We start from the raw sequence: 24,616 nt of genomic DNA, 5'->3' as shown, positions 1-24,616 counted from the left end.
ATTTCTTAGTCCCTCCTTTTGGAAGGAAGAGATATGGATAACCGACCGATTGGTTTTTTAGATTCTGGAGTAGGGGGCCTGACCGTTGTCCGCGAATTGCTCCGTCAGCTTCCTCACGAAGATGTCGTCTATATTGGAGATTCAGCACGTGCACCTTATGGTCCTAGACCAGCAGATCAAATTCGCGAGTATACTTGGCAGATGGTGAACTTCCTTTTGACCCAAAATGTCAAGATGATTGTCTTAGCTTGTAATACAGCAACTGCAGTTGTTTGGGAAGAAGTCAAGGAAAAACTTGATATTCCTGTTTTGGGAGTGATCTTGCCCGGAGCTTCTGCAGCTATTAAATCAACGACCCATCAAAAAATTGGGGTCATTGGGACACCGATGACGGTTTCTTCTGGAATTTATAAAGAGAAGATTCAAAGTCTGGCACCAGATATGAAAGTCACCAGTTTAGCTTGTCCCAAGTTTGTTCCTTTAGTGGAATCCAACGAGTTGGCATCCAGTGTGACCAAAAAGGTGGTTTACGAAACCCTAAAACCACTAGTTGGGAAGATTGATACCTTGGTCTTGGGATGCACCCATTATCCTCTGTTGAAACCCATTATTCAAAATGTCATGGGACCGGATGTTAAATTGATTGACAGTGGGGCAGAGTGTGTTCGAGATATTTCGGTCTTACTAAACTATTTTGAGCTCAATAAGAGTCGTGAACTCTTAGAGCAAACCCATCGCTTTTATACCACTGCAAATGCTAATAGCTTTGCAGCGATTGCCGAAAAATGGCTAGAACGTTCAGTGAATGTGGAGCACGTGAATTTATGAGTGACAAACTATTTGAATACAAAGATTCCCAAGATTGGTATATTGCCCAATGGGGAGAAGATGCAGACTACAACCAATTTAGTCAAGTTCCTGCGGAAGCTTCCACTCTGTTAGACCAGCTGGAACTTCTCTTTGCCAAGGATCCTGAAGGATTTCCTCTCAATCTATCGGTGATGCGCTATGGATCAGCCTTTCGTTTCCTAACCTTTTTGATGGAAATCTTGAATGAAGTCAAGGGAAGATCTTTTGAAATTATTCAGCGTCAAGGTGCCTTGCTCTTGGTTGAAAAGGGGAAATTGCTCTATTTGCATTTGCCAAGCGATGGGGTGGATTTGGAAGCTTTTTTAGGGCAAGACAAGGTCAAAGATACGATTCTCATTGCGACTCGAAATGAGGGAAAAACCAAAGAATTCCGTAATATGTTTGAAAAGCTAGGTTTTGAAGTAGAGAATCTTAATCAATACCCAGAGCTTCCTGAAGTCGAAGAAACAGGAATGACCTTTGAAGAGAATGCCCGCCTAAAAGCTGAAACGATTGCAGAGCTAACTGGGAAAACAGTCTTAGCGGATGATTCAGGTTTGAAGGTGGATATCTTGGGAGGCTTACCAGGAGTTTGGTCCGCTCGCTTTGCGGGAGTTGGTGCGACAGATGCGGAAAACAATGCGAAATTGTTGCACGAATTAGCCATGGTTTTTGACTTGAAAGATCGTTCAGCTCAGTTCCATACGACCTTGGTAGTTGCAAGACCGGATAAGGAAAGCTTAGTCGTTGAGGCTGATTGGCCTGGCTATATTAATTTTGAGCCCAAAGGGGAACACGGCTTTGGCTATGATCCTCTCTTCTTAGTTGGGGAAACTGGCCGTGCTGCTGCAGAATTAACGCTAGAAGAAAAAAATACACAATCGCATCGTGCTTTAGCTGTTAAAAAGTTATTGGAGGTATTTCCATCATGGCAAAGCAAACAATCATCGTGATGAGTGACTCGCATGGAGACCGTTCCATCGTAGAAGCTATTAAAGACAAATACCAAGGCAAGGTCGATGGGATCTTTCACAATGGGGATTCTGAACTAAAGAGTGACGATCCTGTTTGGGAAGGGATCCACGTTGTCCAAGGGAACATGGATTTTTATGAGGGCTATCCGGAGCGTTTGGTGACCCAACTGGGCCCAACACGGATCATCCAGACCCATGGGCATCTCTTCCAGATCAATTTTAGTTTTCAAAAATTGGATTTGTGGGCCCAAGAGGAGGAAGCAGATATCTGTCTTTACGGCCACCTTCATATCCCGGATGCATGGAAGGAAGGAAGAACCCTCTTTGTGAATCCTGGATCTGTTAGCCAACCTCGTGGTCTGATTCGAGAGTGTTTGTATGCCAAGATAGAGATAACTGATTCGAACTTCAAGGTAGAGTATTATACGCGAGATCATGAATTGTACCCTGAATTGACAAAGGAGTTTAACAGATGATAGCAAAGGAATTCGAACGTTTCTTGCTGGCGCAGGAAGAGACGTTCTTGACTCCTGCCAAAAATTTAGCGGTCTTGATCGATACCCATAATGTGGACCATGCAATCTTGCTCCTGAGCCAGATTAGTTATAGTCGCATTCCGGTGGTAACGGCTGAACGCAAGTTCGTAGGGACGATCTCACTGACAGATATTCTATCCTATCAATTGCAACACGAGATTCCTGAGGAGACGTATGCTTCAATGGATATCGTAAATGTCGCAAAGAAGGAAGTCGGTGTTATTGGCTTGGACTTCAATTTGACGGAAGTCCTTCATAAGTTGGTGGACGACTCCTTCCTATCGGTGGTGGATGAAGAAGGCTATTTCCAAGGGATTATTACACGGAAATCGATTCTGAAAGCCATCAATTCGCTCATGCATGATTTTTCAAATGAATACGAGATGATTCCAAAATGAAAGAATTTATTGCAAGTTTTATTGATCAAAAAGAATTAAGTGAAAATTCTCAGTCCGCCTATTTCTATGATTTGGACCAGTTTGTTGAGTCGATTCATGGAAAAGTGACGCCGACGAATTTGAGAATTTATCAAGCTTCTATCAAAGATTTTAAGCCGGCGGTTCAAAAACGAAAATTATCCGCTGTTAACCAGTTTTTATATTATTTGTATCAAGAACAATTTATTCCTGAATACCATCGTTTGGTCTTGCCGAAAATTCAACCGGTCAAGACCCATGATCGTGAATTGTTGGATTTGGACCATTTTTGGGACGCATCAACCAACCCACAGGGACGTTTGATGGCCTTATTGATTCTGGAGATGGGCTTATTGCCAAGTGAGATCCTTCAAGTCAAGGTTGAAGACATTCAGCTAGACTTTCACGTGATTCGAGTGGGCAAGGATGGCCAAAAACGGGTCTTAAAAGTTCCGGAACCTTTACTGGAAGAGTTGCAACTCTTCCTAGATGGTGTCTATCTCTTTGATAATAAAGGGAAATCCTACTCTCGTCAGTGGGGATTCCGGCAATTAGAAGCCTTCTTGATTGAAAAAGGCAACCAAGATCTTTCGGCGCAATCGATTCGCGAACAATATATTTTGAAACAACGAGAACTCGGTGTGGATCTCTTTAGTATCGCGCGTGAATTGGGTCTAAAAACGATGGTGACATTAGAAAAATATAAATAATGGATATTAAAATTAAAGATTTTGAAGGGCCCTTGGACCTCTTGCTCCACTTGGTTTCTAAGTACCAAATGGATATCTATGAGGTTCCTTTAATTGAAGTGATTGAACAGTATCTGGCCTATCTGGCGACTCTCCAGGCTATGAAGCTAGAAGTAGCAGGTGAGTACATGCTGATGGCTAGTCAACTGACTTTGATCAAGAGCCGACGACTCCTTCCTAAACTAGCAGAGGAGATGGATGACGCGGAGGATCTGGAACAGGATCTCCTCTCACAATTAGAAGAATACCGAACCTATAAACAATTAGGGGAGTTGATGGCCTCTCAGCATGAGGAGCGCGCCCTTTATTATTCAAAACCCAAGATGGAATTGGTCTACGACGATACGGAATTGCTTCACGATCGTACAACGGTGGATCTTTACTTGGCTTTCTCAAAACTATTGACCAAGAAAAAAGAAGAATTCCGTCAGAACCATACGACTATTGTAAAAGATGAATACAAGATTGAGGATTTGATGGACCAGCTGCGTCACCGATTCCAAGATCGCTCACAAGTTCTTTTACAGGACTTATTTATAGAAGCAGCGGATCTCCAAGAGGTCATTACTCTATTTCTTGCAACTCTTGAATTGATCAAGATCCAAGAAGTAACGGTGGTCCAGGATAGGGCTTTTGGAGAAATTTACTTAAATAGGATTGAACATGAGCAAATTAGCTGAAATTGAAGCACTCTTGTTTGTAGCTGGTGAAGAAGGGATTACTGCCAGACAAATCGCAGAGATTCTCTCTATACCTCCCACAGGTGTGGTGCAAAGTTTAGATAAATTAAGCCAAAAATACCAAGAGGACACGGATACGAGTCTGTGTTTGATGGAGACAGCTTCCCGTTATAAACTGGTGACAAAGGCAGACTATGCATCAGTTTTACGAGACTATTCTAGAACTCCAATGAACCAAAGTTTGTCCCGAGCAGCCCTTGAAACCTTGTCGATCATTGCTTATAAACAGCCAATCACCCGTGTAGAGGTCGATGATATTCGGGGAGTCAATTCCAGTGGTGCCATTGCCAAACTACTGTCATTTGATCTGATTCGCGAGGATGGGAAAAAAGAAGTCCTCGGGCGCCCCAATTTATATGTCACGACGGAGTATTTTTTGGATTATATGGGGATCAATCATTTGGATGAATTGCCGAAGGTTGAGGAAGTGGACATTGATCCAGAGGAAGGTCAATTATTTTCAGAGAGAACAGAGGAACTAGATGAGAATTAACAAATATATTGCCCATGCAGGTGTAGCTAGCCGTCGAAAGGCTGAAGAATTGATCAAGCAAGGCTTGGTAACGGTTAATGGCCAAGTCGTACGAGAGCTAGCAACCATCATTAAAACCGGTGATCAGGTTGAGGTTGAGGGCACTCCAATCTATAATGAGGAAAAGGTCTACTATCTTTTAAACAAGCCACGCGGCGTCATCTCTAGTGTATCTGATGATAAGGGGCGGACAACGGTTGTTGACCTCTTGTCTCAAGTCCCTGAACGGATCTATCCAGTAGGACGTTTAGACTGGGATACATCTGGTGTTTTGATTTTGACCAATGATGGCGATTTTACAGATGAGATGATCCACCCCCGCAATGAAATTGATAAGGTCTATGTGGCGCGTGTCAAAGGCATTGCCAACAAGGAAAACTTGCGTCCCTTAACACGAGGGGTGACCATTGATGGCAAGAAAACCAAGCAAGCGACTTACGAGATCTTAAAAGTGGATGTTGAAAAGAACCGTTCAGTGGTTCAGTTGACCATTCATGAAGGGCGCAACCACCAGGTCAAAAAGATGTTTGAAGCTGTAGGACTTTTGGTGGACAAACTATCTCGGACTAGGTTTGGGAACCTGGATGTTACAGGCCTTCGTCCAGGTGAATACCGTCGCTTGAACAAAAAAGAAATTAGCCAGTTGCACAATCTAGCTGTGACTAAATCGAAAAAAGCATGAAAAAAATCCTGATTGCTATGGTTAGAGGCTATCAAAAATGGATCTCTCCGATTTTTCCGCCTTCTTGTCGCTTTCAACCGACCTGTTCCAATTATATGATCCAAGCGATTGAGCGCTTTGGAGCAAAAGGTGTCTTGATGGGGATTGCGAGGATCTTTCGATGCCATCCTGGAAGCCAAGCGGGACCAGATCCCTTACCAGACCACTTTAGTCTGAGACGAAATGAAGAATCAAAATAGGACGATCGTAAATATACAGAAACACCCTTAGAAATTATTTTTCTAAGGGTGTTTCATTGTACAAGAGCTGTCTATCAGCGTTTTGACCATGTTTTAGGGAGGAAGAGAAGAATTATTGGATAGATTTCAAGTCGTCCGGCAATCATGGCTAAGGAAAGTAAGAGTTTTGAAATCGGACTAAAGATGGAGAAGGTTTGACCCGTACCAATCATAGGTCCAATATTGTTGAAACAACTAAAGACAGCACTGACAACCGTCATAAAGTTATTATTGTCTAGACTCACTACAAAGAGTAAGCCGATCATGATAAAACTATATATTGTAAAGTATTTAAGGATCCGGTGTTGGGTGTCCTTATCGAGTACGGTATCATTGACATGTAGGGTCAGAACCCGATTGGGAGACAAGGTTGAAAGCACCTGATTTTTAGCAATTCTCCATAAGGTCAAGAAGCGAATGACTTTTAGCCCACCAGCAGTCGAGCCAGCAGAACCACCGACCACCATCAGCATCAAGAGGATAAACTGTGAGAAAAGAGGCCATTTTTCCGTTGTCCCATAACCAAAACCGGTCGTGGTGATGATATTAGAAACTTGGAAGAAGGAAATCTCAAAGCTCTTCGCAACATTAGCATAAAGGTGAAGGCAATTGTAGGCAATCAATACGCTAGATAGGATTACAATAGTGATGTAGGTCCGCAATTCCTCATCTTTAAAGAAGGCCTTGAATTTTCGGATCATAAGGAAGTAGTAGAGATTAAAGTTAACCCCAAAGACCAAGACCCCGATACTGACCAAATAGGTAATTAGACTACTGTTGTAGTGAGCGATCCCATCATTAAAGACGGTAAAGCCCCCAGTACCAGCTGTCCCCATGGCGATGATAAAACTATCATAAAGGGGCATGTCGGCAAGGAAATAAAGGACGACAAAGAGGAAGAACAAACCCAAGTACAAGAAATACAGGATTTGAGCCGTGCTTTTTAATTTGGAAACCACTTTTCCAAAAACTGGACCAGGAACTTCTGCCTTCATGACTTCCAGGTGGCTGTTCTTGTTGTTGTCCATAATAGCCAGAGCAAAAACCAATACTCCCATCCCTCCGATTAAGTGGGTAAAACTGCGCCAAAAGAGAAGGGAGTGACTAAGGACACTGACATCATCTAAAATCGTTGCCCCTGTTGTTGTAAAGCCCGAGCTAATTTCAAAGAATGCATCGATGATGTTTGGGATTTGTCCGGAAAAAACAAAGGGAAGGGCACCAAAGAAGGACCATAAGATCCAACAGAGGGCCACAATTAGGACTCCTTCCTTGGCATAGATATGAAAGTCTTTGGGTTTTTGAAAACTCCCAAGAAATCCAAGTCCAAGTAAGATGGCCATGGTTGCTCCAATAGAGATAAAGACCTTAGCAGGTTCCTGATAGATCGTAGCTACCGTCAAAGGAACAAGGAGAAGGGCAGCTTCGATTAAGAGGAGTTTGGACAAGAGGTAACGAATCATACTTCTATTCATTTGGCTGACCTCTCAAGTAGATCGTAAATCTTGGTAACATTTTGGATCAAGGTGGTTACGATGATTCGGTCTCCCACCATTAAATGATCATCTCCATTAGGGAAAATAGCCTTGCCATTTCGAATAATCGCAGCGATTAGAACCCCTTTTTTCAATTTCAATTCGGATAGTGGCCCTTGGGTTAGTTTATTATCTTCCTTGATTTGGAATTGTAAGGTTTCGATCCGGCCATTTGCAACATGGTGTAGAGCCTCTAAGTTTGAGAACTGTGCATTGTAGCGTCCACGAATAAAGTGCATGATGGTATCCACAGCAATGCGTTTTGGAGTGACGATACTGGTCATATCCTGATCCCCAATAATCTCTAACAGGCTGGTTCGGTTAACCTTGGTGATGTTCTTTTTGACGCCGATAGAATCTAGGAACATGGAGGTGATGATATTTTCCTCATCAACTCCTGTCAAAGTGGCCACAGCATCGTAGTTGTTGGCACTTTCTTCTAAGAGAATATCCTTAGCAGTCCCGTCTCCATGAACCACATAGAGGTCAGGGAATTCTTGGCTAAAGAATTCAGCTCGTTTGCGATTGACCTCGATGACCTTGAGATCGATCTTTCGACGGACATCTTGGAGAATATTGAGCAAATAGTAGGCAATTTTGCCGGCACCAATCATCATCATGCTCTTAATGACTTGAGGACGGACATTGTTGTGGAAAAGGACGATCTCGATCCGATTTCCTGTCACAAAAATCTTGTCTTGAGGTTGTAAAACAAAGTCTCCGTTTGGAATCGTGAGCTCATTTCCCCGTTCGATAGCACACACAATGACGTTTCCATATTTCTTGCGGAATTGAGACAGGCTCATATTACAGAGATTACTATCTGGTCGGATCTTAAATTCCATCAAGGCTACACGACCATTTGCAAAATGCTCCACAGAAAGCGCATTTGGGAAATCAATAATATTGGCAATGTAACGAGCAGTCAGCAATTCTGGATTGACAACCAGAGAGAAGCCTAGGATATTTTTTTCCTTAAAGTAGGAATTAGAATATTCAGGATTGCGTACCCGGACAATGGTTTCTTTGGCTCCCATTTTTTTGGCCAAAACAGCAGAAACCATATTAACTTCATCGTATTCGGTCATGGAAATGAAGATATCGCAGTTTTCAACATCTGCTTGCTCCAAAATCTTAAAGTTGGCTCCATTTCCTAGAATCCCAATGATGTCAAACCGTTTGGTGATATGGTTTAGAACGGATTCGTCTTTCTCAATTAAAATAACATCGTGGTTTTCAGCAACGAGAGAACGACAAAGGGCTGTTCCAACTTTTCCTCCACCAACAACAATAATTTTCATAGATTACCTCCAGAGTATGTTTCTATCATACTCTATTTTCAAGAAAAATTCATCTTTTTTAAGGACTTTCTATGGGAATTTTACAAGGCAGAGAAAAAGTAGGAAAATTAAAAAAAGAGGAGAATGAAAACGGATTGAAGGCTCTGAAAAAGTTTCTTAAAAAAATCTAAAAAAACTATTGACAGGAGCTTCAAAAGTGTTATACTAAGAAAGTACCTTCGTTGATTTACCTCAAACCTGTTGTGAGTTAAGTTAATGAAGCTGTAACCACGCTGTTTGCTGAGCTTGACTCCGGGCAGTGTGGCTATTTTTTTATCAGAAAGGGATCGAGTATGAATATTGAAGAACTGGACTATCAAGAGGAAGCTGCTCAAAATCACATTGTCTTGTTCCAACCTCAGATTCCACAAAATACGGGAAATATTGCACGAACTTGTGCGGCGACCAATTCTCCTTTGCATATCATTCGCCCCATGGCTTTTCCGATTGACGATCGCAAGATGAAGCGGGCTGGACTAGATTACTGGGACAAGCTGGATGTCCGATTTTATGATAGCCTAGAAGAGTTTATGGAGGCGGCAAGTGATGGGCAGGTGCACTTGGTGTCCAAGTTTGCCAATCAGACCTATTCAGATGTTTCCTATCAGGATGGAAAGTCCCACTATTTTTTATTTGGCCGTGAAGATAAAGGTTTGCCAGAAGACTTTATGCGTCAGCACGAAGAAAAGGTTATTCGCATTCCGATGAATGACAAGCATGTGCGAAGTTTAAATGTTTCTAATACCGTTTGTATGATCATCTACGAAGCACTTCGTCAGCAAGGATTCAAAGGACTTGAGTTAACTCACCAGTATGAGCAAGATAAGCTCAAATAACCAAAGAAAATAAAAAATCCGAATGGTGTAATCTATGACATTACAAAAACTTGCCTTGGCAAGTTTTTTTTGTTATCATAAAAGGGTCTTCAGGGCAGGGTGTAATTCCCGACCGGCGGTGACTTTAACTTGGAAAGTGTTTTTTCCTCATACTTAAAGAAGTCCGCGAGCATAAGCTGATGTGGTGAGACTCCACAACCGACAGTATAGTCTGGATGGGAGAAGACGAGAGACGAATAGACTAAAAGCTATTCTGATCTGTTTAGAGCTGACGCAATGAGACAGGAACCTTGGGGTCTAGGGACTTACTTGCGGGATTTGTCAATGGAGAGCAGCTAAAGTGACTAGATTGTTTTCTAGTTTAAGCTTTGTTTAAATAGTTTAGAATAGAATGATGGGGTAGACGTCTTTCCAGCTTCTCTAATTTTTTAAAAATTGGAGGAACCTGTTATGACAAATACACGTAAACTGACCCTTGTGGCTGTTTTATCCGCTTTATCTTTTATTTTGATGTTCTATCAATTTTCTTTCGTGATAGATTTCTTCAAAATTGATTTAAGTATCATCGCCATCTTATTGGCTTTGGTCTTGTTGGATTTCAAAAGTGCCATTTGGGTGACCTTGATCCGATCTGTTCTTAAATTAGCTCTTAATAATAAGGGACTTGAAACCTTGATCGGGTTACCTATCAATATCATTGCAGTCCTAGTTTTTGTCCTTGCTTTTGCATGGATTTGGAATAAAAGACGGACCAGTGGTCGATTTGTCCTGGCAACGATTGTCGGAACGATCAGCTTGAGTATCACGATGGTATTGGTGAACTATGTCTATGCAATCCCTTTGTATGCTCGTTTTATGAACTATGATATTTCGAAAACACTAGGGCTTGTTCACTATTTAGCTACAATGGTTGCACCGTTTAACCTGATCGAAGGAGTAATTTGGGCCATAGCATTTTGGTTGATCTACACTCTTTTGCAACCGATTTTGAAAAGATATGAAAAATAAACAACAACATTGGGCGAAGGCAAGCTTCGCCCTTCTCATTTTTGTCATTCTAGGGTATGTGATTCGTTTCTACCCGCAACAATTAACTGGCTTTGATAGCAGCATTCAATCTGCTATTCGGGGAGACCTGCCTGCAACAATGACAACCTTCTTTACCAAGGTGACCCATGTCATGGACACAAAGGTTATTGTGATCTGGGTCGGTCTTCTTCTAGCTGTTTTTGCTTATAAGAAATGGTACAGTGAGTCCCTCTTTCTTGGGAGCAATCTGGTTTTGACAGGCCTTTTGGTTCTGCTTCTAAAGAATATCTACCAGAGACCGAGACCAGCCCTTCTTCATCTAGTAGAGGAAAAAGGCTTTTCTTTCCCGAGCGGCCACTCACTGGCATCGACTCTTGTTTTGGGAAGCTTAATCATCATTGTTGGCCAGCATGTAAAAAACAAAACAGCTCGCTATTGTCTTCAAGGCTTGCTGGTTCTGGGAATTGTGACCATTGTGGTCTCCCGGATTTATGTAGGTGTTCACTACCCATCAGATGTTCTTGGTAGTATGATCCTTGGTTTTGCTGTCTTGCAGTTTGAGTACCCTTTGTATGATCGCCTGCGCTTTCAATGGCGATTTACTGGAAAACAAAAGTAACATCTTAAGCAATTAGAGTTGGACTCGTGTTTTGAGTTCGACTCTTTTTTTGCTATAATGAAGGGTATGAAATCCTATAATACCTTGAATGATTATTATCGAAATTTATTTGGAGAAAAGACCTTTAAAGTCCCTATTGATGCTGGCTTTGATTGTCCCAATCGAGACGGAACAGTCGCCCATGGTGGCTGTACTTTTTGTACGGTCTCGGGTTCTGGAGATGCTATTGTGGCCCCAGAAGCTCCGATTCGGGAACAATTTTACAAAGAAATTGATTTTATGCATCGGAAATGGCCAGATGTGAAGAAATATTTGGTTTATTTTCAAAATTTCACCAATACGCACGATAAGGTCGAGATCATTCGAGAGCGGTATGAGCAGGCCATCAATGAGCCAGGGGTTGTAGGAATCAACATTGGTACGCGTCCGGACTCCTTGCCTGATGATACCTTAGCCTACTTAGCAGAGTTGACCGAGCGCATGCATGTGACGATTGAGTTAGGTCTTCAGACCACCTATGAAGCGACTTCAGAATTAATCAATCGGGCTCATAGTTATGACCTCTATGTTGAAACAGTCAAGCATATTCGCAAACAAGTGCCTAAGGCTGAGATCGTCTCCCATTTGATCAATGGCCTTCCTGGGGAGACGCATGAGATGATGGTGGAAAATGTTCGCCGTTGTGTGACTGACAATGAGATTGATGGGATTAAGTTGCACCTCTTGCATTTGATGACCAATACACGCATGCAACGGGACTACCATGAAGGACGCCTTCAACTCATGAGCCAGGAGGAGTATGTCAAGGTTATCTGTGACCAACTAGAGATCATCCCGAGACAGATTGTCATCCACCGGATTACAGGGGATGCGCCACGTGATATGCTAATTGGTCCCATGTGGAGCCTCAACAAATGGGAAGTTTTAAATGCTATTGAAACCGAAATGCGTCGCCGTGGAAGTACCCAAGGATGTAAGCTAGAAGAAAAGGAGAGTGCTGATGTTACGACCGCTTGAAATGGCCCATCAATTTTTAGCAGAAGTGATCACCAAAGAAGATGTGGTGGTGGATGCGACTATGGGAAATGGGTATGATACGGTTTTTTTAGCCAAATTAGCAGGTCAGGTCTATGCCTTTGATATTCAAGAGCAGGCACTTGCAAACACTCAAGAAAAATTGGACAAGTTGGGGCTTCAACATGTCCAGTTGATCTTGGATGGCCACCAGCATGTGGACCAATATGTAGAGACCCTCAAAGCAGCTATTTTCAATCTGGGGTATCTGCCATCTGCGGATAAATCAGTCATCACCCTTCCAGCTACCACTATTGAAGCGATGGAGAAAATCTGTGCTCGCCTACAAAAAGGAGGGCGAATGGCTATGATGATCTATTATGGTCATGAAGGGGGAGACATCGAGCGCGATGCGGTGCTGGACTTTGTCGGCCAGCTCCCACAAAAAGAATATACAGCGACCATCTACCGGACACTGAATCAAGTGAATCAGCCACCGTTTTTGGTGATGATCGAAAAATTAGAAAGCTACCGTCATGGATAAAGAATATTTAAAGAACAAAATTGAAGGGATGAGACATCATTTTGTCGAATCAACCATCCACGAGCGAGAAACAGGTTTTTTTGACGAAGCCCATATGACCAAAAAGATGCTAAAAATAAAAAAGAAATTGGTTTCGCTTGAGATGGAACGCTGTCAAAAGAAGATTGAGCACAAGGATGTAACTAAGACTGACCAAAAGATTGCGGAGTTGAAACAGCAATTTGAGACCTGTTGCCAAGAACGTTAGGGAGGAGTGCTATGGAATTACTCCTTTATGCAGTGATCTTTTCGATGATTTTGATCGCTTCAAATGCTACCAACAAGCTTGTGCCGAGTCTTCCTCTGCCCTTGCTCCAAATCTTACTGGGGATTGGTTGGGCCCTCTTTATCCCAGAAGAAAATTTTCATCTGGATACTGAGCTCTTTCTGGCTTTGGTCATTGGTCCTCTTTTATTTCGGGAGGCAGAAGAAGCAGATATCACTTCCGTCTTAAAGCACTGGCGTATCATTCTCTATTTGATCTTCCCAGTGATTTTTATCTCAACCATTAGTTTGGGTTGGGCTGCCCATTCCTTGTGGGTAAGTCTTCCTTTAGCAGCCTGTATGGCAGTGGGTGCGGCCCTCGGACCTACAGATTTAGTAGCCTTTGCTTCTCTGTCTGAGCGTTTTACCTTTCCAAAGCGGGTTTCGAATATCTTAAAAGGAGAAGGGTTACTAAATGATGCCTCAGGTCTAGTTGCCTTTCGAGTAGCCTTGGCAGCCCTTGCGACCGGAAGTTTCTCCCTTGGAGAGGCAGGCGTTTCCTTAGTAATCTCCATTATTGGAGGATTTGCGGTAGGAATCTTGACGGCCTTTGTGAATCGATGGTTGCAAAAGTTACTTTTGAGTGTTCGTGCCAGTGATATCGCCAGTGAATTGATATTAGAACTCAGTCTTCCTCTGTTGACTTTTTTCTTAGCGGAGGAACTTCATGTATCCGGGATTATCGCCGTGGTTGTTTCCGGGATCCTCAAAGCCAGTCGCTTTAAGCATATTACCCTTTTGGAAGCACGGGTAGATACTGTCAGTCATACTGTCTGGAATACAGTCAACTTTATCTTAAATGGATCGGTCTTTGTGATCTTGGGAATGGAATTGGAAATGATTGCTAAGCCGATCCTAAGCAGCTCGATTTATAATAATCTTCTCTTGCTTCTTTCGGTCTTTGTGTTGACAGCTTTGCTATTTTTGATTCGCTTTGTCATGGTTTATCTCTTTTACTGGTTTCGAACCCTTCGTCTCAAAAAGTCGGTTCGAAATTATCTAAAAGATGCCTTACTGCTGACCTTCTCCGGTGTGAAGGGAACGGTTTCGATTGCGACGATTCTTTTGATCCCAACTAAGATCGAAAAAGAATATCCTATCCTGCTCTTTTTAGTGGCAGGAGTTACCCTTGTTAGCTTTATTACAGGATTGATGGTGCTCCCAAAATTGTCAGAAGACAAGGAAGAAACCAATGATTACCTAATGCAGATCGCGATTTTGAATGATGTTGTCATGGAATTAGAAGCAGAGCTAAAGAATAGTAAGCATAAGGGCCCCTTGTATGCAGCGATTGATAACTACCATGGTCGGATTGAAAATTTGATTTTAAGTCAGGAAAACAAGCTCATCCAAAAGGACTGGGAGCAGTTGAAGCTCTTGATTTTGAGTATTGAAAGTGATGGCTTGGAACAGGCTTATGAAGAAGGGATGATTCGAGAGCGTGGCTACCGCGTCTACCAACGCTATCTTCACAATATGGAACAACGTGTCAATCGCAATCTCTCCTCTCGTCTAACCTATTACCTTTTGGTTTCCTTCCGCCTCTTGCGTTTGCTGGTCCATGAGATCTTAACATTAGGTTCTGGCTTGCGAACTTGGTGGATAATAGAGGATAGGAAGTTAGAAGCCATTGATTATGACCAGATTGCGGCCCTTTATTTGGCCAATACGGAAATCATCATTGAAAGTTTGGAAGACCTCAAGGGTGTTTATCGGAGTAGTCTGATCTCTTACCTGCAAGAATCTCGTCTGAGAGAGACGGCCATTATTACTAGTGGAGCCTTTGTGGAGCGGGTTATTAACCGGGTGAAACCGAACAATATTGATGAAATGTTGCGAGGTTATTATTTAGAGCGCAAGATTATTTTTGAATACGAAGCGCAACACCTGATTACTGCTAAGCAAGCTCGTCGCATGCGCCAAAATGTCAATGAATTAGAAAGCTATTCCCTAAGAGAAAGTGCCAATACTCTCCCATATGATATGATCGAGTATGCACGGAATCGATAAAAAGTAAAAGTGCTAAGATGAGAATCTTAGCACTTTTCAGATTGAAGTCAAAGTCATCTTAAAAACTTTCCTTAGGTGAGTACGGACGTCAGCGAACTTCTACGAAGTTCCATGACTAATTATTGAGCCTAAGGTCTCAATAATTCCGAGTGCTAGAAACAACCGTGTTTCTAGCACTTTTCTCACGGCGGAAAGTTTCAGTAGATGATTGAATAATTCTAACGATTAAATTATTTTATTTTTATAGAATTTATTAGATTTGAACAGAAGAACTGTTTGTCTATACTCTCGAAGTACCAAGATGAGAATCTTAGCACTTTTTGCTTTATTTACTTTCTGTTCAGTGTGCGATTTCTGGTTTGACAAAGAGCCGTTCGTCTCCTAGATCGATAAGAGAAACAGGAGCTTGGTAAAACTGGCTGAGAACATCTGGTGTTAGAATTTGATCTTTTGGTCCTTGATCCACAACTTGTCCATCTTTGAGTAGGAGGACATGAGTCATATCTTTGGTGATTTCTTCGGCATGGTGGGTGACGTAGATCATGGTTGGAGCATGATCCAGTTGTTTGATCTGATGAATGTGATGGAGTAGTTTTTCTCTGGCAAAGAGGTCCAGTCCACTCGAGGCTTCATCAAAGATGATCAGATCTGGCTGATCCATGAGGCTTCGTGCAATGAGGACCGTTTGTTTTTCGCCCTGGGAAAGGTCACGGTATTTGCGGCCGATCAAAGAGCTAGCCCCAATCGACGCCAACATTTCTCGTGCCCAGTTCAGTTCTTCCTCCCCATAAGTAGCATATAAAATACTACTCTTGTATTGACCAGTGAGGACAATTTGCTCCGTTAGGAGATGCTCTGGCAATCTTTCTGAAATAAAGGAGCTAACGATCCCAATGCGCTTTCGTAATTCAGGAATTCCCCCTTCTCCAAAACGAGTTCCAAGGACGGTTATCTGACCGGAACTAGCCCAGTATTCTGACATCAATAGTTTGAGGAGGGTTGATTTTCCTGCCCCATTTAGACCTAAGATGGCCCAGCATTCATTTTCTTTTACTTGCCAGTTGAGCTCTTTTAAAAGAGCTTTTCCATTTCGGATCAAATTGACGTCTTGTAGTTCAATCAAATTATTCATAACTTCATCCTTTTGATTAAAATCCCCTCTATTCTATCATAAAATATGGTAGAATAGGAAGTAGGAGGTAAGGAATGTTTCGAAATAGTAAATTGTTATTCTGGACATGTGAGATTTTATTATTGACGGTGATTTTCTATATTTGGAAATCGATGGGCACCTTGATTTCTCCATTTGTATCCGTTCTGAATACCATCCTCTTACCATTTTTAATTGCAGGTTTTTTATACTATATTACCAATCCAGTTGTGGAATTGTTGGAGAAACACCTTAAAATCAAGCGTGTATTTGGGATTTTGATTACCTTGGTGGTCTTATTTGGCATCGTGGGCTTGGGGATTGTTTATCTCCTCCCCATCTTAATCAATCAGTTAACCAGCTTGATCAACTCGACCCAAGGCCTGTATTGGGAAGTCCAAAGTTTAGTTCGAAAACTCTCGACCAACCCTTTGTTCCAGAATGTGAATATCCAATCGACGATTCAGCAGTTGAATCTCTCTTATGTGGATATCCTACAAAATCTCTTGAATAGTGTGACCAACAGTTTAGGAAGTGTGGTTAACACCATTGTCAATACGGTCTTTATTTTGATCATGACCCCCGTCTTCTTGGTTTATTTCTTGATCGATGGGAAGAAGTTATTGCCCATGCTAGAGCGAACCATTTTACGTAATGACAAACTCAACATCTCAACCCTCTTGGTTAGTTTGAATGAAACGGTCTCCCGCTATATAAGTGGTATTTCAATCGATGCCTTGATCATTGGAACACTAGCCTACATTGGCTATAGTTTTATTGGCTTGAAATACGCTTTGGTCTTTGCCATCTTCTCTGGACTGGCCAACTTGATTCCCTATGTAGGACCAACCATCGGCTTGATTCCAATGATTATCACCTATGCCTTCACAGACATGGATATGATGATCAAAGCAGTCATTTACATGTTGATTATCCAGCAGATCGATGGAAATATTCTTTATCCACGTATTGTTGGAGGCGTCATGAAGGTTCACCCGATCACCATTATGGTTCTTTTGTTGCTCTCTAGCAATATCTACGGAATTATCGGTATGGTTGTCGCCATTCCAGTCTATTCAATAGGAAAAGAAATCGTGAAATTCTTGGCCAATCTATATGATAATCACCGGGCTGCCAAGGAACAGAAGAAAAAAGAAGAATTTGGGATCATCAATAAATCATAGACTCTAACGCCTATATGGGCCTTAGAGTCTTTTTTGTACATTTTTTTGAAAAAATGCCGATAAAAAGTCAACAAGCGCTTTGAAATGTGTTAAAATAAAAGTAATTTTGAAAGAAAAATATGAAAAAGGTGGGGAAAGATGAGACTCCTTTTATCCAAAAAACAGAGACGCCAATTGCAATTGTTGGAAATCTTGATCAAGGAAAAAAGATGGTTCCACTTAAAAGAACTGGCCAAGCAATTAGATTGTACTGAACGCTCGTTAAAAGAGGATTTGTCTAATCTTCGTAGTACGTTTGATGAATTTTTAATTGAATCATCGACCAATGGGATCAAAATTAGTTATGAGGATTCGGTTGGGCTCGAGGTAATTTACCATCACTTTTTTAAAGAATCACAAGCCTTCGCTTTGATTGAATACCTCTTTTTCAACAAGGATGTATCCAATGAGTATATTTGTAGAAAGTTTGATCTGAGTTATCAATCTTTTTATCGCTTAATTCGGACCATTAATCAAAAACTGCAAACAAAATACAATGTAAAGATCGATTTGAAACCTCTCAATCTAGTTGGAGATGAGATTGATGTTCGTTTCTTTTATGCCCAGTATTTTGCGGAGCGTTATTACTACATGGAGTGGCCTTTCCCTGAATTCAAGGAAAATGCTGTGACCGATTTGATCACCTTCTTCTTCAAGCTCTATGGCTATCCCTTGACCTTCTCTGTTATCAAGTCTTATAAAGTTCTCTTGACGGTTTATCTCTCCCGCATCAAGCAAGGCTATTTTATCGACATGCCGACGAACTTTGATGCCTACAAGGAACAGTATCAAGGGGTGACCAATGTCGAAGAAATGTTGCGCTACTTTAGCTTGCAACTAGGTGTAGAGTTGAATGAAAGAGTGCTGGAGCAGTTCTTCATTATCTTTATTCAGGAGAATTTCTATTTTAGTCCAGAAAGCTTGATCGAAGCAGCAGAAACAGATCCTTATGCAAAAGAGTCGACAGCTCTCATCAAAGATATGTTCAAAGATCTATGCTATACCTATGATTTAGAGATTGAAAATCTAGATGAGATGTTGATGCACGTGCATAATACTTCGCATCTAGGTCGTAAGGAATTGTTCTCGGAGTTTCTCTTATTTGATACGAAGACCAATACCAATGAAGATTTCATGAGCATCTTCCCAGCCTTCTATGATGATTTGAGAGATCATTTGATCACCTATATGAAGACGATGAAGCAAGATCTGAATGAAGAAATTATCAAGCACATGATCTATACAGTCTACACACACTGGGAGCGTCTCTTACCGCAATTATTGCGCCGTCGGAAATCGATTAAGGTCTTGATTATCAGTCGTTTTGATGACCACCATGCTAAATCCATGATTGACTTCCTTGATTTCTATTGTACGGATAACTTTGAATTCACACAGATGATCAAGTACAATCTAACAGTGGACGATATCGAAGCTTCGGATGCTGATGTTGTGGTAGCCAACTTTATGATGCCAGAATTAAAGAGAAAACCATTTATCTGTACAAGTAGCCTCTCGTCCCTTGAGTTAGTAGAAAAACTCAACGCTTTCTTTTATGATTTTACCAGTGCAGAACACTAAAATCAGGACTCGTTCCTGATTTTTTGATAGGAAAAAAAGAAAATCAGATAGATGAATGCAGGCTCTCATATTTTGTGGTATAATAAACAATATTATATACTGGAGGATTGTATCCATGGAAGACCCTGGTAGTCAGGAAATTTTACTGGAATTTATTTTATTGATTTTTTTGACATTATTGAACGCCTTTTTCTCGGCGACCGAAATGTCAATGGTATCGTTGAATCGTACTCGAGTGGTACAAAAGGCTGCAGAAGGAGATAAAAAATACATTCGCCTTCTCAGTGTATTGGAACAACCCAACCATTTCTTGTCTACGATTCAGGTAGGGATCACCTTGATCACGATCTTATCTGGGGCGAGTCTTGCAGATAGTCTTGGTCATGTGATTGCTGGTTGGATGGGCAATACAAAAACAGCACTTGCAGCTGGAAGCTTTTTATCTCTTGCATTTTTGACCTATATTTCAATCGTCTTTGGGGAATTATACCCAAAACGAATCGCTATGAACTTGAAAGATGAGTTGGCAGTTCGAACAGCTCCGATTGTCATTTTATTAGGAAAAATTGTCAGTCCCTTTGTTTGGTTGCTTTCAGCATCGACCAACCTCTTGAGCCGCATCACGCCAATGGAATTCGATGATCCGGATGAAAAGATGACGCGGGATGAAATCGAGTATATGCTGACCAATAGTGAGGCTACACTGGATGCAGATGAGATTGAGATGCTCCAAGGGATCTTTTCGCTGGATGAACTGATGGCGCGTGAACTCATGGTCCCACGAACAGATGCCTTCATGGTTGATATCAATGATGATACCAAAGAAATCATTGAAAGTATCCTTAAGCAAAACTTTTCACGGATTCCTGTCTATGATGATGACAAGGACAATGTCATTGGGCTTATTCACACCAAACGTCTCTTGAACGAAGGATTTATCAATGGCTTTGATAATATTGTCTTAAGAAAGATTTTACAAGAACCTTTGTTTGTTCCAGAGACCATTTTTGTGGATGATCTTTTGAAGGAATTGCGCAATACCCAAAATCAAATGGCTATTCTGCTGGATGAATACGGTGGAATGGCTGGATTGGTGACCCTTGAAGACCTCTTGGAAGAGATCGTTGGGGAAATTGACGATGAGACTGACAAAGCAGAAATTGATGTCTTTGAAATTGGAGACAATACCTATGTCGTACAAGGCGCCATGACACTAAATGCTTTTAATGAATACTTTGGTGTTGAGTTGGAAAGTGATGATGTGGATACCATTGCAGGGTATTATTTGACTGAAGTTGGGCGGATTCCATCCTTAAAAGAACGTCTCAGCTGCGAAGTCGTTAGTCAGAAAAAACACTTGATCTTGACCAATGATAAGGTTAAGAGTGGTCGCGTAACGAAGGTAAAAGTCGAAGTCAGTGACCTTGTCGAGGAAGACGAAGAAACAAAATCAAAAGAAGACTAGAAAATAGAGGTTTGGCTGAGTGCCAGCCTCTTTTTTCATGGAAACAAGTAAAAATTTTCAAAAAATTTTAAAAATTTCTGAAATAGCCTTGACAGCCAAAAAAAATTACGGTAAGATAATACCCATAAATAAAGAAAGCAGAAATATAAACATGAAGCAACTAACCAATTCAACTCAAAAATTTTACTTTAGCTACTTTAGATAGTGTTTGTAGACATGATCTCATGGATGCAAACAACCCAAGCAATTTGTTTGTATCTATGTGGCTAAGATTTTTGATGATGGTCCATAGAGCTAGTATCTAAATGGACCAAGGTTTTTGTATCTTGTTGGAGAATTTCAAGCATCCGTTTAGAGAATGATCTAAGCGGATTTTTTATTTATTTTTGCAGTGAAGGAGTTTGAAATGAAAGTAGTCAAAAAATTACTAGCACCTGTCCTAGTTGTAGGACTTCTGTTAACATCATTGGTGACCTTGCACCATCTAAAGGATGCTAAAAAAGAGAATGTGTATCGGATTGGGATTTCCCAGTACATCACTCACAAATCCCTCGATGCAACTCGAAAAGGCTTTATCGAGGAGTTGAAGAAAGAAGGTTATGTGGATGGAAAAAATATTCAGATTGATTTTCAAAATGCTCAAGGGGAGCAGCGAAATCTGAAAAATATTTCCAAACAATTGGCGGAAGAAAGTGATCTCGTCTTTGCGATTGCAACACCATCTGCTCAAAGTTTGGCCAATACTACGAACACAACGCCGGTTGTCTTCTCAGCTGTGACCGATCCATTAGCAGCCAAGTTGGTGAAGAACTTGAAGGAACCAGGGGGCAATATCACTGGGACAAGTGACCAGTCAGAAGATGCGATCGCTACACAGGTGGACTTGATCAAACAAGTGCTTCCAACAGCGAAAACAGTCGGAATTCTTTATACACAAAGCGAGCCCAATTCAGTTGTCCAAAAAGACAATGCGAAGAAGATCCTAGAAGCCAAAGGTTATCAAGTGGTTGAAAAAACAATTCTTGATAGTAACAATGTGAAAGCAGCAGCAGACAGTATCATGTCAGAAGCAGATATTGTCTTTGTACCAACGGATAACATCATCTCTTCAACAATGGAAACCATTAAACAGGTTTCCCTCAGCCACAAGATTCCAGTCTTTGGGGGTTCTACTGAGATGGTGGCTACTGGAGGCTTGTACAACTTTGGTACGGATTATGAAGAATTGGGTAGACAAGCTGCACGGATGGCCATTCGCATCATGAAGGGCGAAAAACCTGAAAAGATCGCAGTTGAAGCGCCTGAAAAATTAGAATTGCACACCAATAAAGAGATGGCCAAAGAGCTAGGAATTGATATCAGTTCATTGAAGGTAGAGAAATAGGAGGTTTGGGATGAATTTCGTTTTATCAAGTTTATCAGAAGGTTTATTGTGGTCGATCATGGCGATCGGTGTTTACTTAACTTTTCGAATTTTAGATATTGCCGATATGACGGCAGAAGGAGCCTTTCCACTTGGAGCAGCGGTTGTGGCTTCACAGATTCAAGCGGGAAGAAATCCCTGGCTGGCGACCTTATTGGCTTTTCTAGCAGGGATGATCGCAGGTTTGATCTCTGGGATTCTTCATACAAAGATGAAAATTCCAGCCCTCTTGACAGGGATTGTCACTTTGACCGGTCTCTACTCTATTAATATCAAAATCATGGGAGGGGTTCCTAACCTTTCTATTGGCGATGCCAGTACGATTTTTAAGAGTGTCATGAAATTAGGTCTGTCTAATGAAGAAGCTGTTTTCTTGATTAGTATTTCCTGCTTGATCATCGTTTGTATCTTGTTGACCCTCTTGATGAAGACGCAACTTGGCTTGGTCTTGCGATCCACTGGTGATAACATTCCGATGAGTGAGGCTAATGGGGTCAATGTGGATAACATGAAGATGTTGGGCTACATGATTTCGAACGGCTTAATCGCGCTTTGTGGGGCTATGTTTGCTCAAAATGATGGTTTCTCAGATGTCACTTCTGGGACAGGGACGATCGTAGTTGGTTTAAGTGCTGTCATTATCGCAGAAGTCCTGGTTCATGAATTAACCATTGGTTGGCGTTTGCTTTCAATCGGGGTCGGGGCTATTGTGTACCGTTTGATTATCTTAAATATTTACGAGATTCCAAATCTTGATCAAAATATGGTCCGTCTCTTCAATGCGATCTTGCTCGCGATTGTCTTGTTCGCTCCTGAGGCGCAAAAACGTCTTCGTGTTCGTGGATTGAAGTTAGGAAATTAGTAGGAGAAAAGTATGGCAACATTATTATCAATTGAAGGCATTCATAAGACATTTGAAGCAGGAACGGTCAATGAAAACCATGTCCTCAAAGGCTTGGACCTCCAAGTAGAGGAGGGGGATTTCATTTCGGTTATCGGTGGGAATGGTGCTGGGAAATCAACACTGATGAACATCTTGGCGGGAAATCTAGTCGTAGATGAAGGGGATATCTTGCTAGAAGGCAACTCTATCAAAAATACGAGTGTTCGTAAGCGTGCCAAAGATATTGCGCGTGTCTTCCAAGATCCTAAGATGGGGACGGCTTCTCGTTTGACCATTGAAGAAAATATGGCCATTGCCCAACGTCGTGGTCAATCTCGTGGTTTGGGCTGGGGGGTTCGGGAGAAAGACCGTGACTTATTCCGTGAAGCCTTGAAGGAATTGAACATTGGTTTAGAGAACCGTCTCAAGGTGGATACCCAATATTTGTCTGGTGGACAACGTCAAGCTTTGACCCTGGTCATGGCAGCCTTGGTCAAACCGAAACTCTTGCTTCTGGATGAACACACCGCAGCGCTCGATCCTAAAACCAGTGAAATGGTCATGGAATTGACCCAAAAGATCGTGGAAAGCCATGATTTAACAACCTTGATGATTACACACGATATGAACCATGCTATCGAATACGGCAACCGCTTGATCATGCTCTATCAAGGTAAGATCGTTGTAGACGTCAAAGGAGAAGAAAAGAAAAACCTAACGGTTGAAGATTTGATGCACCTCTTCCAAAAGAACAGTGGCGAAACTTTGGTGAGTGATGAATTGGTATTGGGATAGAAAAATCTTTATATAGCTGTTTCTACATTGAATGAACCAGTTCCTAAATAAAAAGGGGCATGAAACTGGTTGAAAAAGTTTTTAGCAAGCTAATAGTGAGGTTGGATACCTTTGTCCCAACCTCATTTTTCTCCTAGAATGCAGGACAGTTTATCCAATTATAGAAACTGTACTAGGACAAGGAAAAATTTTGAAAATAACAGATTCTTTTCAAAAAAGAGACCAAATCTCTTAAAAATAGGTGGAATCATGTTATAATAAAACCATAAAACGTTTTCAAGAGAGAAGGACAAGACATGGAAAATGAAACAGTTGACTATGGAAAAGTAACAGGAATGGTACACTCTACAGAAAGCTTCGGTGCAGTGGATGGACCAGGGATCCGTTTTATTGTCTTTCTTCAAGGCTGTCAAATGCGGTGTCAGTATTGCCATAATCCGGATACTTGGGCTATGGAAACCAACAAGTCTCGTGAACGTACGGTGGATGATGTATTGGAAGAAGCCTTGCGTTTCAAAGGCTTTTGGGGTCAAAAAGGTGGAATTACTGTCAGTGGCGGAGAAGCCCTCTTACAGATAGACTTCTTGATTGCCCTCTTCACCAAGGCCCAAGAGTTGGGCATTCATTGTACACTGGATACTTGTGCTCTACCTTTCCGAAATACCCCTCGCTACCTGGAAAAATTTGACAAACTGATGGCAGTGACAGATTTGGTGCTTCTTGATATCAAGGAAATTAACGATGAACGGCACAGATTTGTAACCAGTCAAACGAATAAGAATATTTTGGCTTGTGCCAAGTATTTGTCTGATATTGGCAAGCCCGTTTGGATTCGCCATGTCTTGGTGCCAGGTCTGACAGACCGAGACGACGACTTGATCGAACTTGGGAAATTCGTCAAAACCCTTAAAAATGTTGATAAGTTTGAAATTCTTCCTTACCATACCATGGGTGAGTTCAAATGGCGGGAATTGGGCATTCCTTATTCCCTAGAAGGAGTCAAACCTCCAACAAAAGAACGGGTTCAAAATGCGAAGGACTTGATGGAAACTGAAAGTTATCAAGATTACTTGAAACGAGTTAAAGGATAATGAAGTTAAGACAGTTGGT

General features: G+C 41.5%; 26 protein-coding genes and 1 riboswitch. Of the genes, 23 read left to right on the top strand and 3 right to left on the bottom strand.

Going from position 1 to position 24,616, the window contains the following annotated elements; all coding sequences use genetic code 11:
- Positions 1-33: 33 nt before the first annotated feature.
- The 9 genes from racE to yidD are packed head-to-tail and all read left to right on the top strand — an operon-like array spanning position 34 to position 5,717.
- Entirely contained in the window at positions 34-828 is a 795-nt protein-coding gene (racE, locus tag QM830_RS05825) for a glutamate racemase (RefSeq protein WP_414325947.1), read from the top strand.
- A complete protein-coding gene (locus tag QM830_RS05820) occupies positions 825-1,802 on the top strand; it encodes a nucleoside-triphosphate diphosphatase (RefSeq protein ID WP_414325946.1) in 978 nt (325 codons plus the stop codon). The genes racE and QM830_RS05820 overlap by 4 nt, the downstream gene beginning before the upstream one ends.
- A complete protein-coding gene (locus tag QM830_RS05815; RefSeq protein ID WP_414325945.1) occupies positions 1,778-2,299 on the top strand; it encodes a metallophosphoesterase in 522 nt (173 codons plus the stop codon). Before QM830_RS05820 ends, QM830_RS05815 begins: the two co-directional genes overlap by 25 nt.
- Complete coding sequence (gene cbpB / locus QM830_RS05810; RefSeq protein ID WP_414325944.1) at positions 2,296-2,757, top strand: cyclic-di-AMP-binding protein CbpB; 462 nt, start codon at positions 2,296-2,298, stop codon at positions 2,755-2,757. Before QM830_RS05815 ends, cbpB begins: the two co-directional genes overlap by 4 nt.
- Positions 2,754-3,485: a site-specific tyrosine recombinase XerD gene (gene xerD / locus QM830_RS05805; RefSeq protein WP_414325943.1), complete on the top strand. Its 732-nt coding sequence runs from the start codon at positions 2,754-2,756 to the stop codon at positions 3,483-3,485. The genes cbpB and xerD overlap by 4 nt, the downstream gene beginning before the upstream one ends.
- Positions 3,485-4,204, top strand: coding sequence for a segregation/condensation protein A (locus tag QM830_RS05800; protein ID WP_414325942.1), 720 nt, complete (start codon positions 3,485-3,487; stop codon positions 4,202-4,204). Before xerD ends, QM830_RS05800 begins: the two co-directional genes overlap by 1 nt.
- The gene (scpB, locus tag QM830_RS05795; RefSeq protein WP_414325941.1) at positions 4,188-4,757 is read left to right on the top strand and encodes an SMC-Scp complex subunit ScpB; all 570 of its coding nucleotides are present in this window, start codon (positions 4,188-4,190) and stop codon (positions 4,755-4,757) included. Before QM830_RS05800 ends, scpB begins: the two co-directional genes overlap by 17 nt.
- Positions 4,747-5,478 (top strand): pseudouridine synthase, encoded by a 732-nt coding sequence (locus tag QM830_RS05790; protein WP_414325940.1) that lies wholly within the window; start codon positions 4,747-4,749, stop codon positions 5,476-5,478. The genes scpB and QM830_RS05790 overlap by 11 nt, the downstream gene beginning before the upstream one ends.
- Positions 5,475-5,717, top strand: coding sequence for a membrane protein insertion efficiency factor YidD (gene yidD / locus QM830_RS05785; RefSeq protein WP_009731502.1), 243 nt, complete (start codon positions 5,475-5,477; stop codon positions 5,715-5,717). The genes QM830_RS05790 and yidD overlap by 4 nt, the downstream gene beginning before the upstream one ends.
- A gap of 74 nt (positions 5,718-5,791) precedes the next feature.
- Here yidD and QM830_RS05780 read toward each other — a convergent pair whose 3' ends face one another.
- The gene (locus tag QM830_RS05780) at positions 5,792-7,231 is read right to left on the bottom strand and encodes a TrkH family potassium uptake protein (RefSeq protein ID WP_414325939.1); all 1,440 of its coding nucleotides are present in this window, start codon (positions 7,229-7,231) and stop codon (positions 5,792-5,794) included.
- The gene (gene trkA / locus QM830_RS05775; protein WP_414325938.1) at positions 7,228-8,592 is read right to left on the bottom strand and encodes a Trk system potassium transporter TrkA; all 1,365 of its coding nucleotides are present in this window, start codon (positions 8,590-8,592) and stop codon (positions 7,228-7,230) included. Before trkA ends, QM830_RS05780 begins: the two co-directional genes overlap by 4 nt.
- A gap of 332 nt (positions 8,593-8,924) precedes the next feature.
- Here trkA and QM830_RS05770 point away from each other — a divergent pair, with 332 nt between their 5' ends.
- The 7 genes from QM830_RS05770 to QM830_RS05740 all read left to right on the top strand — a co-directional run bounded on the left by QM830_RS05770 (position 8,925) and on the right by QM830_RS05740 (position 14,986).
- Positions 8,925-9,467 carry a tRNA (cytidine(34)-2'-O)-methyltransferase gene (locus QM830_RS05770; RefSeq protein WP_009731498.1) on the top strand — a complete coding sequence of 181 codons (543 nt, stop codon included), beginning with the start codon at positions 8,925-8,927 and terminating at the stop codon, positions 9,465-9,467.
- Positions 9,468-9,548: 81 nt separating this feature from the next.
- A riboswitch (FMN riboswitch) is annotated at positions 9,549-9,698 on the top strand.
- Positions 9,699-9,917: 219 nt separating this feature from the next.
- The gene (locus QM830_RS05765; protein WP_414325937.1) at positions 9,918-10,475 is read left to right on the top strand and encodes an ECF transporter S component; all 558 of its coding nucleotides are present in this window, start codon (positions 9,918-9,920) and stop codon (positions 10,473-10,475) included.
- Entirely contained in the window at positions 10,465-11,115 is a 651-nt protein-coding gene (locus QM830_RS05760) for a phosphatase PAP2 family protein (RefSeq protein WP_414325936.1), read from the top strand. Before QM830_RS05765 ends, QM830_RS05760 begins: the two co-directional genes overlap by 11 nt.
- A 57-nt stretch (positions 11,116-11,172) precedes the next feature.
- The gene (locus QM830_RS05755; RefSeq protein WP_414325935.1) at positions 11,173-12,132 is read left to right on the top strand and encodes a TIGR01212 family radical SAM protein; all 960 of its coding nucleotides are present in this window, start codon (positions 11,173-11,175) and stop codon (positions 12,130-12,132) included.
- Positions 12,116-12,673, top strand: a complete 558-nt coding sequence (locus QM830_RS05750) for a class I SAM-dependent methyltransferase (protein WP_414325934.1) — start codon at positions 12,116-12,118, stop codon at positions 12,671-12,673. Before QM830_RS05755 ends, QM830_RS05750 begins: the two co-directional genes overlap by 17 nt.
- A complete protein-coding gene (locus tag QM830_RS05745) occupies positions 12,666-12,920 on the top strand; it encodes a hypothetical protein (RefSeq protein WP_003008329.1) in 255 nt (84 codons plus the stop codon). Before QM830_RS05750 ends, QM830_RS05745 begins: the two co-directional genes overlap by 8 nt.
- An 11-nt stretch (positions 12,921-12,931) precedes the next feature.
- Complete coding sequence (locus QM830_RS05740; RefSeq protein ID WP_414325933.1) at positions 12,932-14,986, top strand: cation:proton antiporter; 2,055 nt, start codon at positions 12,932-12,934, stop codon at positions 14,984-14,986.
- Positions 14,987-15,326: 340 nt separating this feature from the next.
- On the opposite strand, the gene QM830_RS05735 is transcribed toward QM830_RS05740, so the two are convergent.
- On the bottom strand, positions 15,327-16,118 hold the full coding sequence (locus QM830_RS05735) for an ABC transporter ATP-binding protein (protein WP_414325932.1): 792 nt from the start codon (positions 16,116-16,118) through the stop codon (positions 15,327-15,329).
- A 74-nt stretch (positions 16,119-16,192) separates the two neighbouring features.
- Between QM830_RS05735 and QM830_RS05730 the strand changes: the two genes are divergently transcribed.
- The 7 genes from QM830_RS05730 to pflA all read left to right on the top strand — a co-directional run bounded on the left by QM830_RS05730 (position 16,193) and on the right by pflA (position 24,597).
- The gene (locus QM830_RS05730) at positions 16,193-17,320 is read left to right on the top strand and encodes an AI-2E family transporter (RefSeq protein WP_414325931.1); all 1,128 of its coding nucleotides are present in this window, start codon (positions 16,193-16,195) and stop codon (positions 17,318-17,320) included.
- Positions 17,321-17,458: 138 nt separating this feature from the next.
- Positions 17,459-18,940, top strand: a complete 1,482-nt coding sequence (locus QM830_RS05725) for a M protein trans-acting positive regulator PRD domain-containing protein (protein ID WP_414325930.1) — start codon at positions 17,459-17,461, stop codon at positions 18,938-18,940.
- 115 nt (positions 18,941-19,055) lie between these two features.
- Positions 19,056-20,405, top strand: a complete 1,350-nt coding sequence (locus tag QM830_RS05720; protein WP_414325929.1) for a hemolysin family protein — start codon at positions 19,056-19,058, stop codon at positions 20,403-20,405.
- A gap of 406 nt (positions 20,406-20,811) precedes the next feature.
- Entirely contained in the window at positions 20,812-21,789 is a 978-nt protein-coding gene (locus tag QM830_RS05715) for an ABC transporter substrate-binding protein (protein WP_414325928.1), read from the top strand.
- 10 nt (positions 21,790-21,799) lie between these two features.
- Positions 21,800-22,690 carry an ABC transporter permease gene (locus QM830_RS05710; RefSeq protein ID WP_414325927.1) on the top strand — a complete coding sequence of 297 codons (891 nt, stop codon included), beginning with the start codon at positions 21,800-21,802 and terminating at the stop codon, positions 22,688-22,690.
- Between the two features lie 12 nt (positions 22,691-22,702).
- On the top strand, positions 22,703-23,506 hold the full coding sequence (locus QM830_RS05705) for an ABC transporter ATP-binding protein (protein WP_414325926.1): 804 nt from the start codon (positions 22,703-22,705) through the stop codon (positions 23,504-23,506).
- 296 nt (positions 23,507-23,802) lie between these two features.
- Positions 23,803-24,597 (top strand): pyruvate formate-lyase-activating protein, encoded by a 795-nt coding sequence (pflA, locus tag QM830_RS05700; protein WP_414325925.1) that lies wholly within the window; start codon positions 23,803-23,805, stop codon positions 24,595-24,597.
- The last annotated feature ends 19 nt before the right edge of the window (positions 24,598-24,616 follow it).

Origin of the sequence: Streptococcus sp. OMI750 (genome assembly GCF_047463895.1) — a bacterium.
Taxonomy (GTDB): domain Bacteria; phylum Bacillota; class Bacilli; order Lactobacillales; family Streptococcaceae; genus Streptococcus.
The sequence above is the reverse complement of the archived record's forward strand: the minus strand, read 5'-3'. Positions and strand labels throughout refer to the sequence as shown.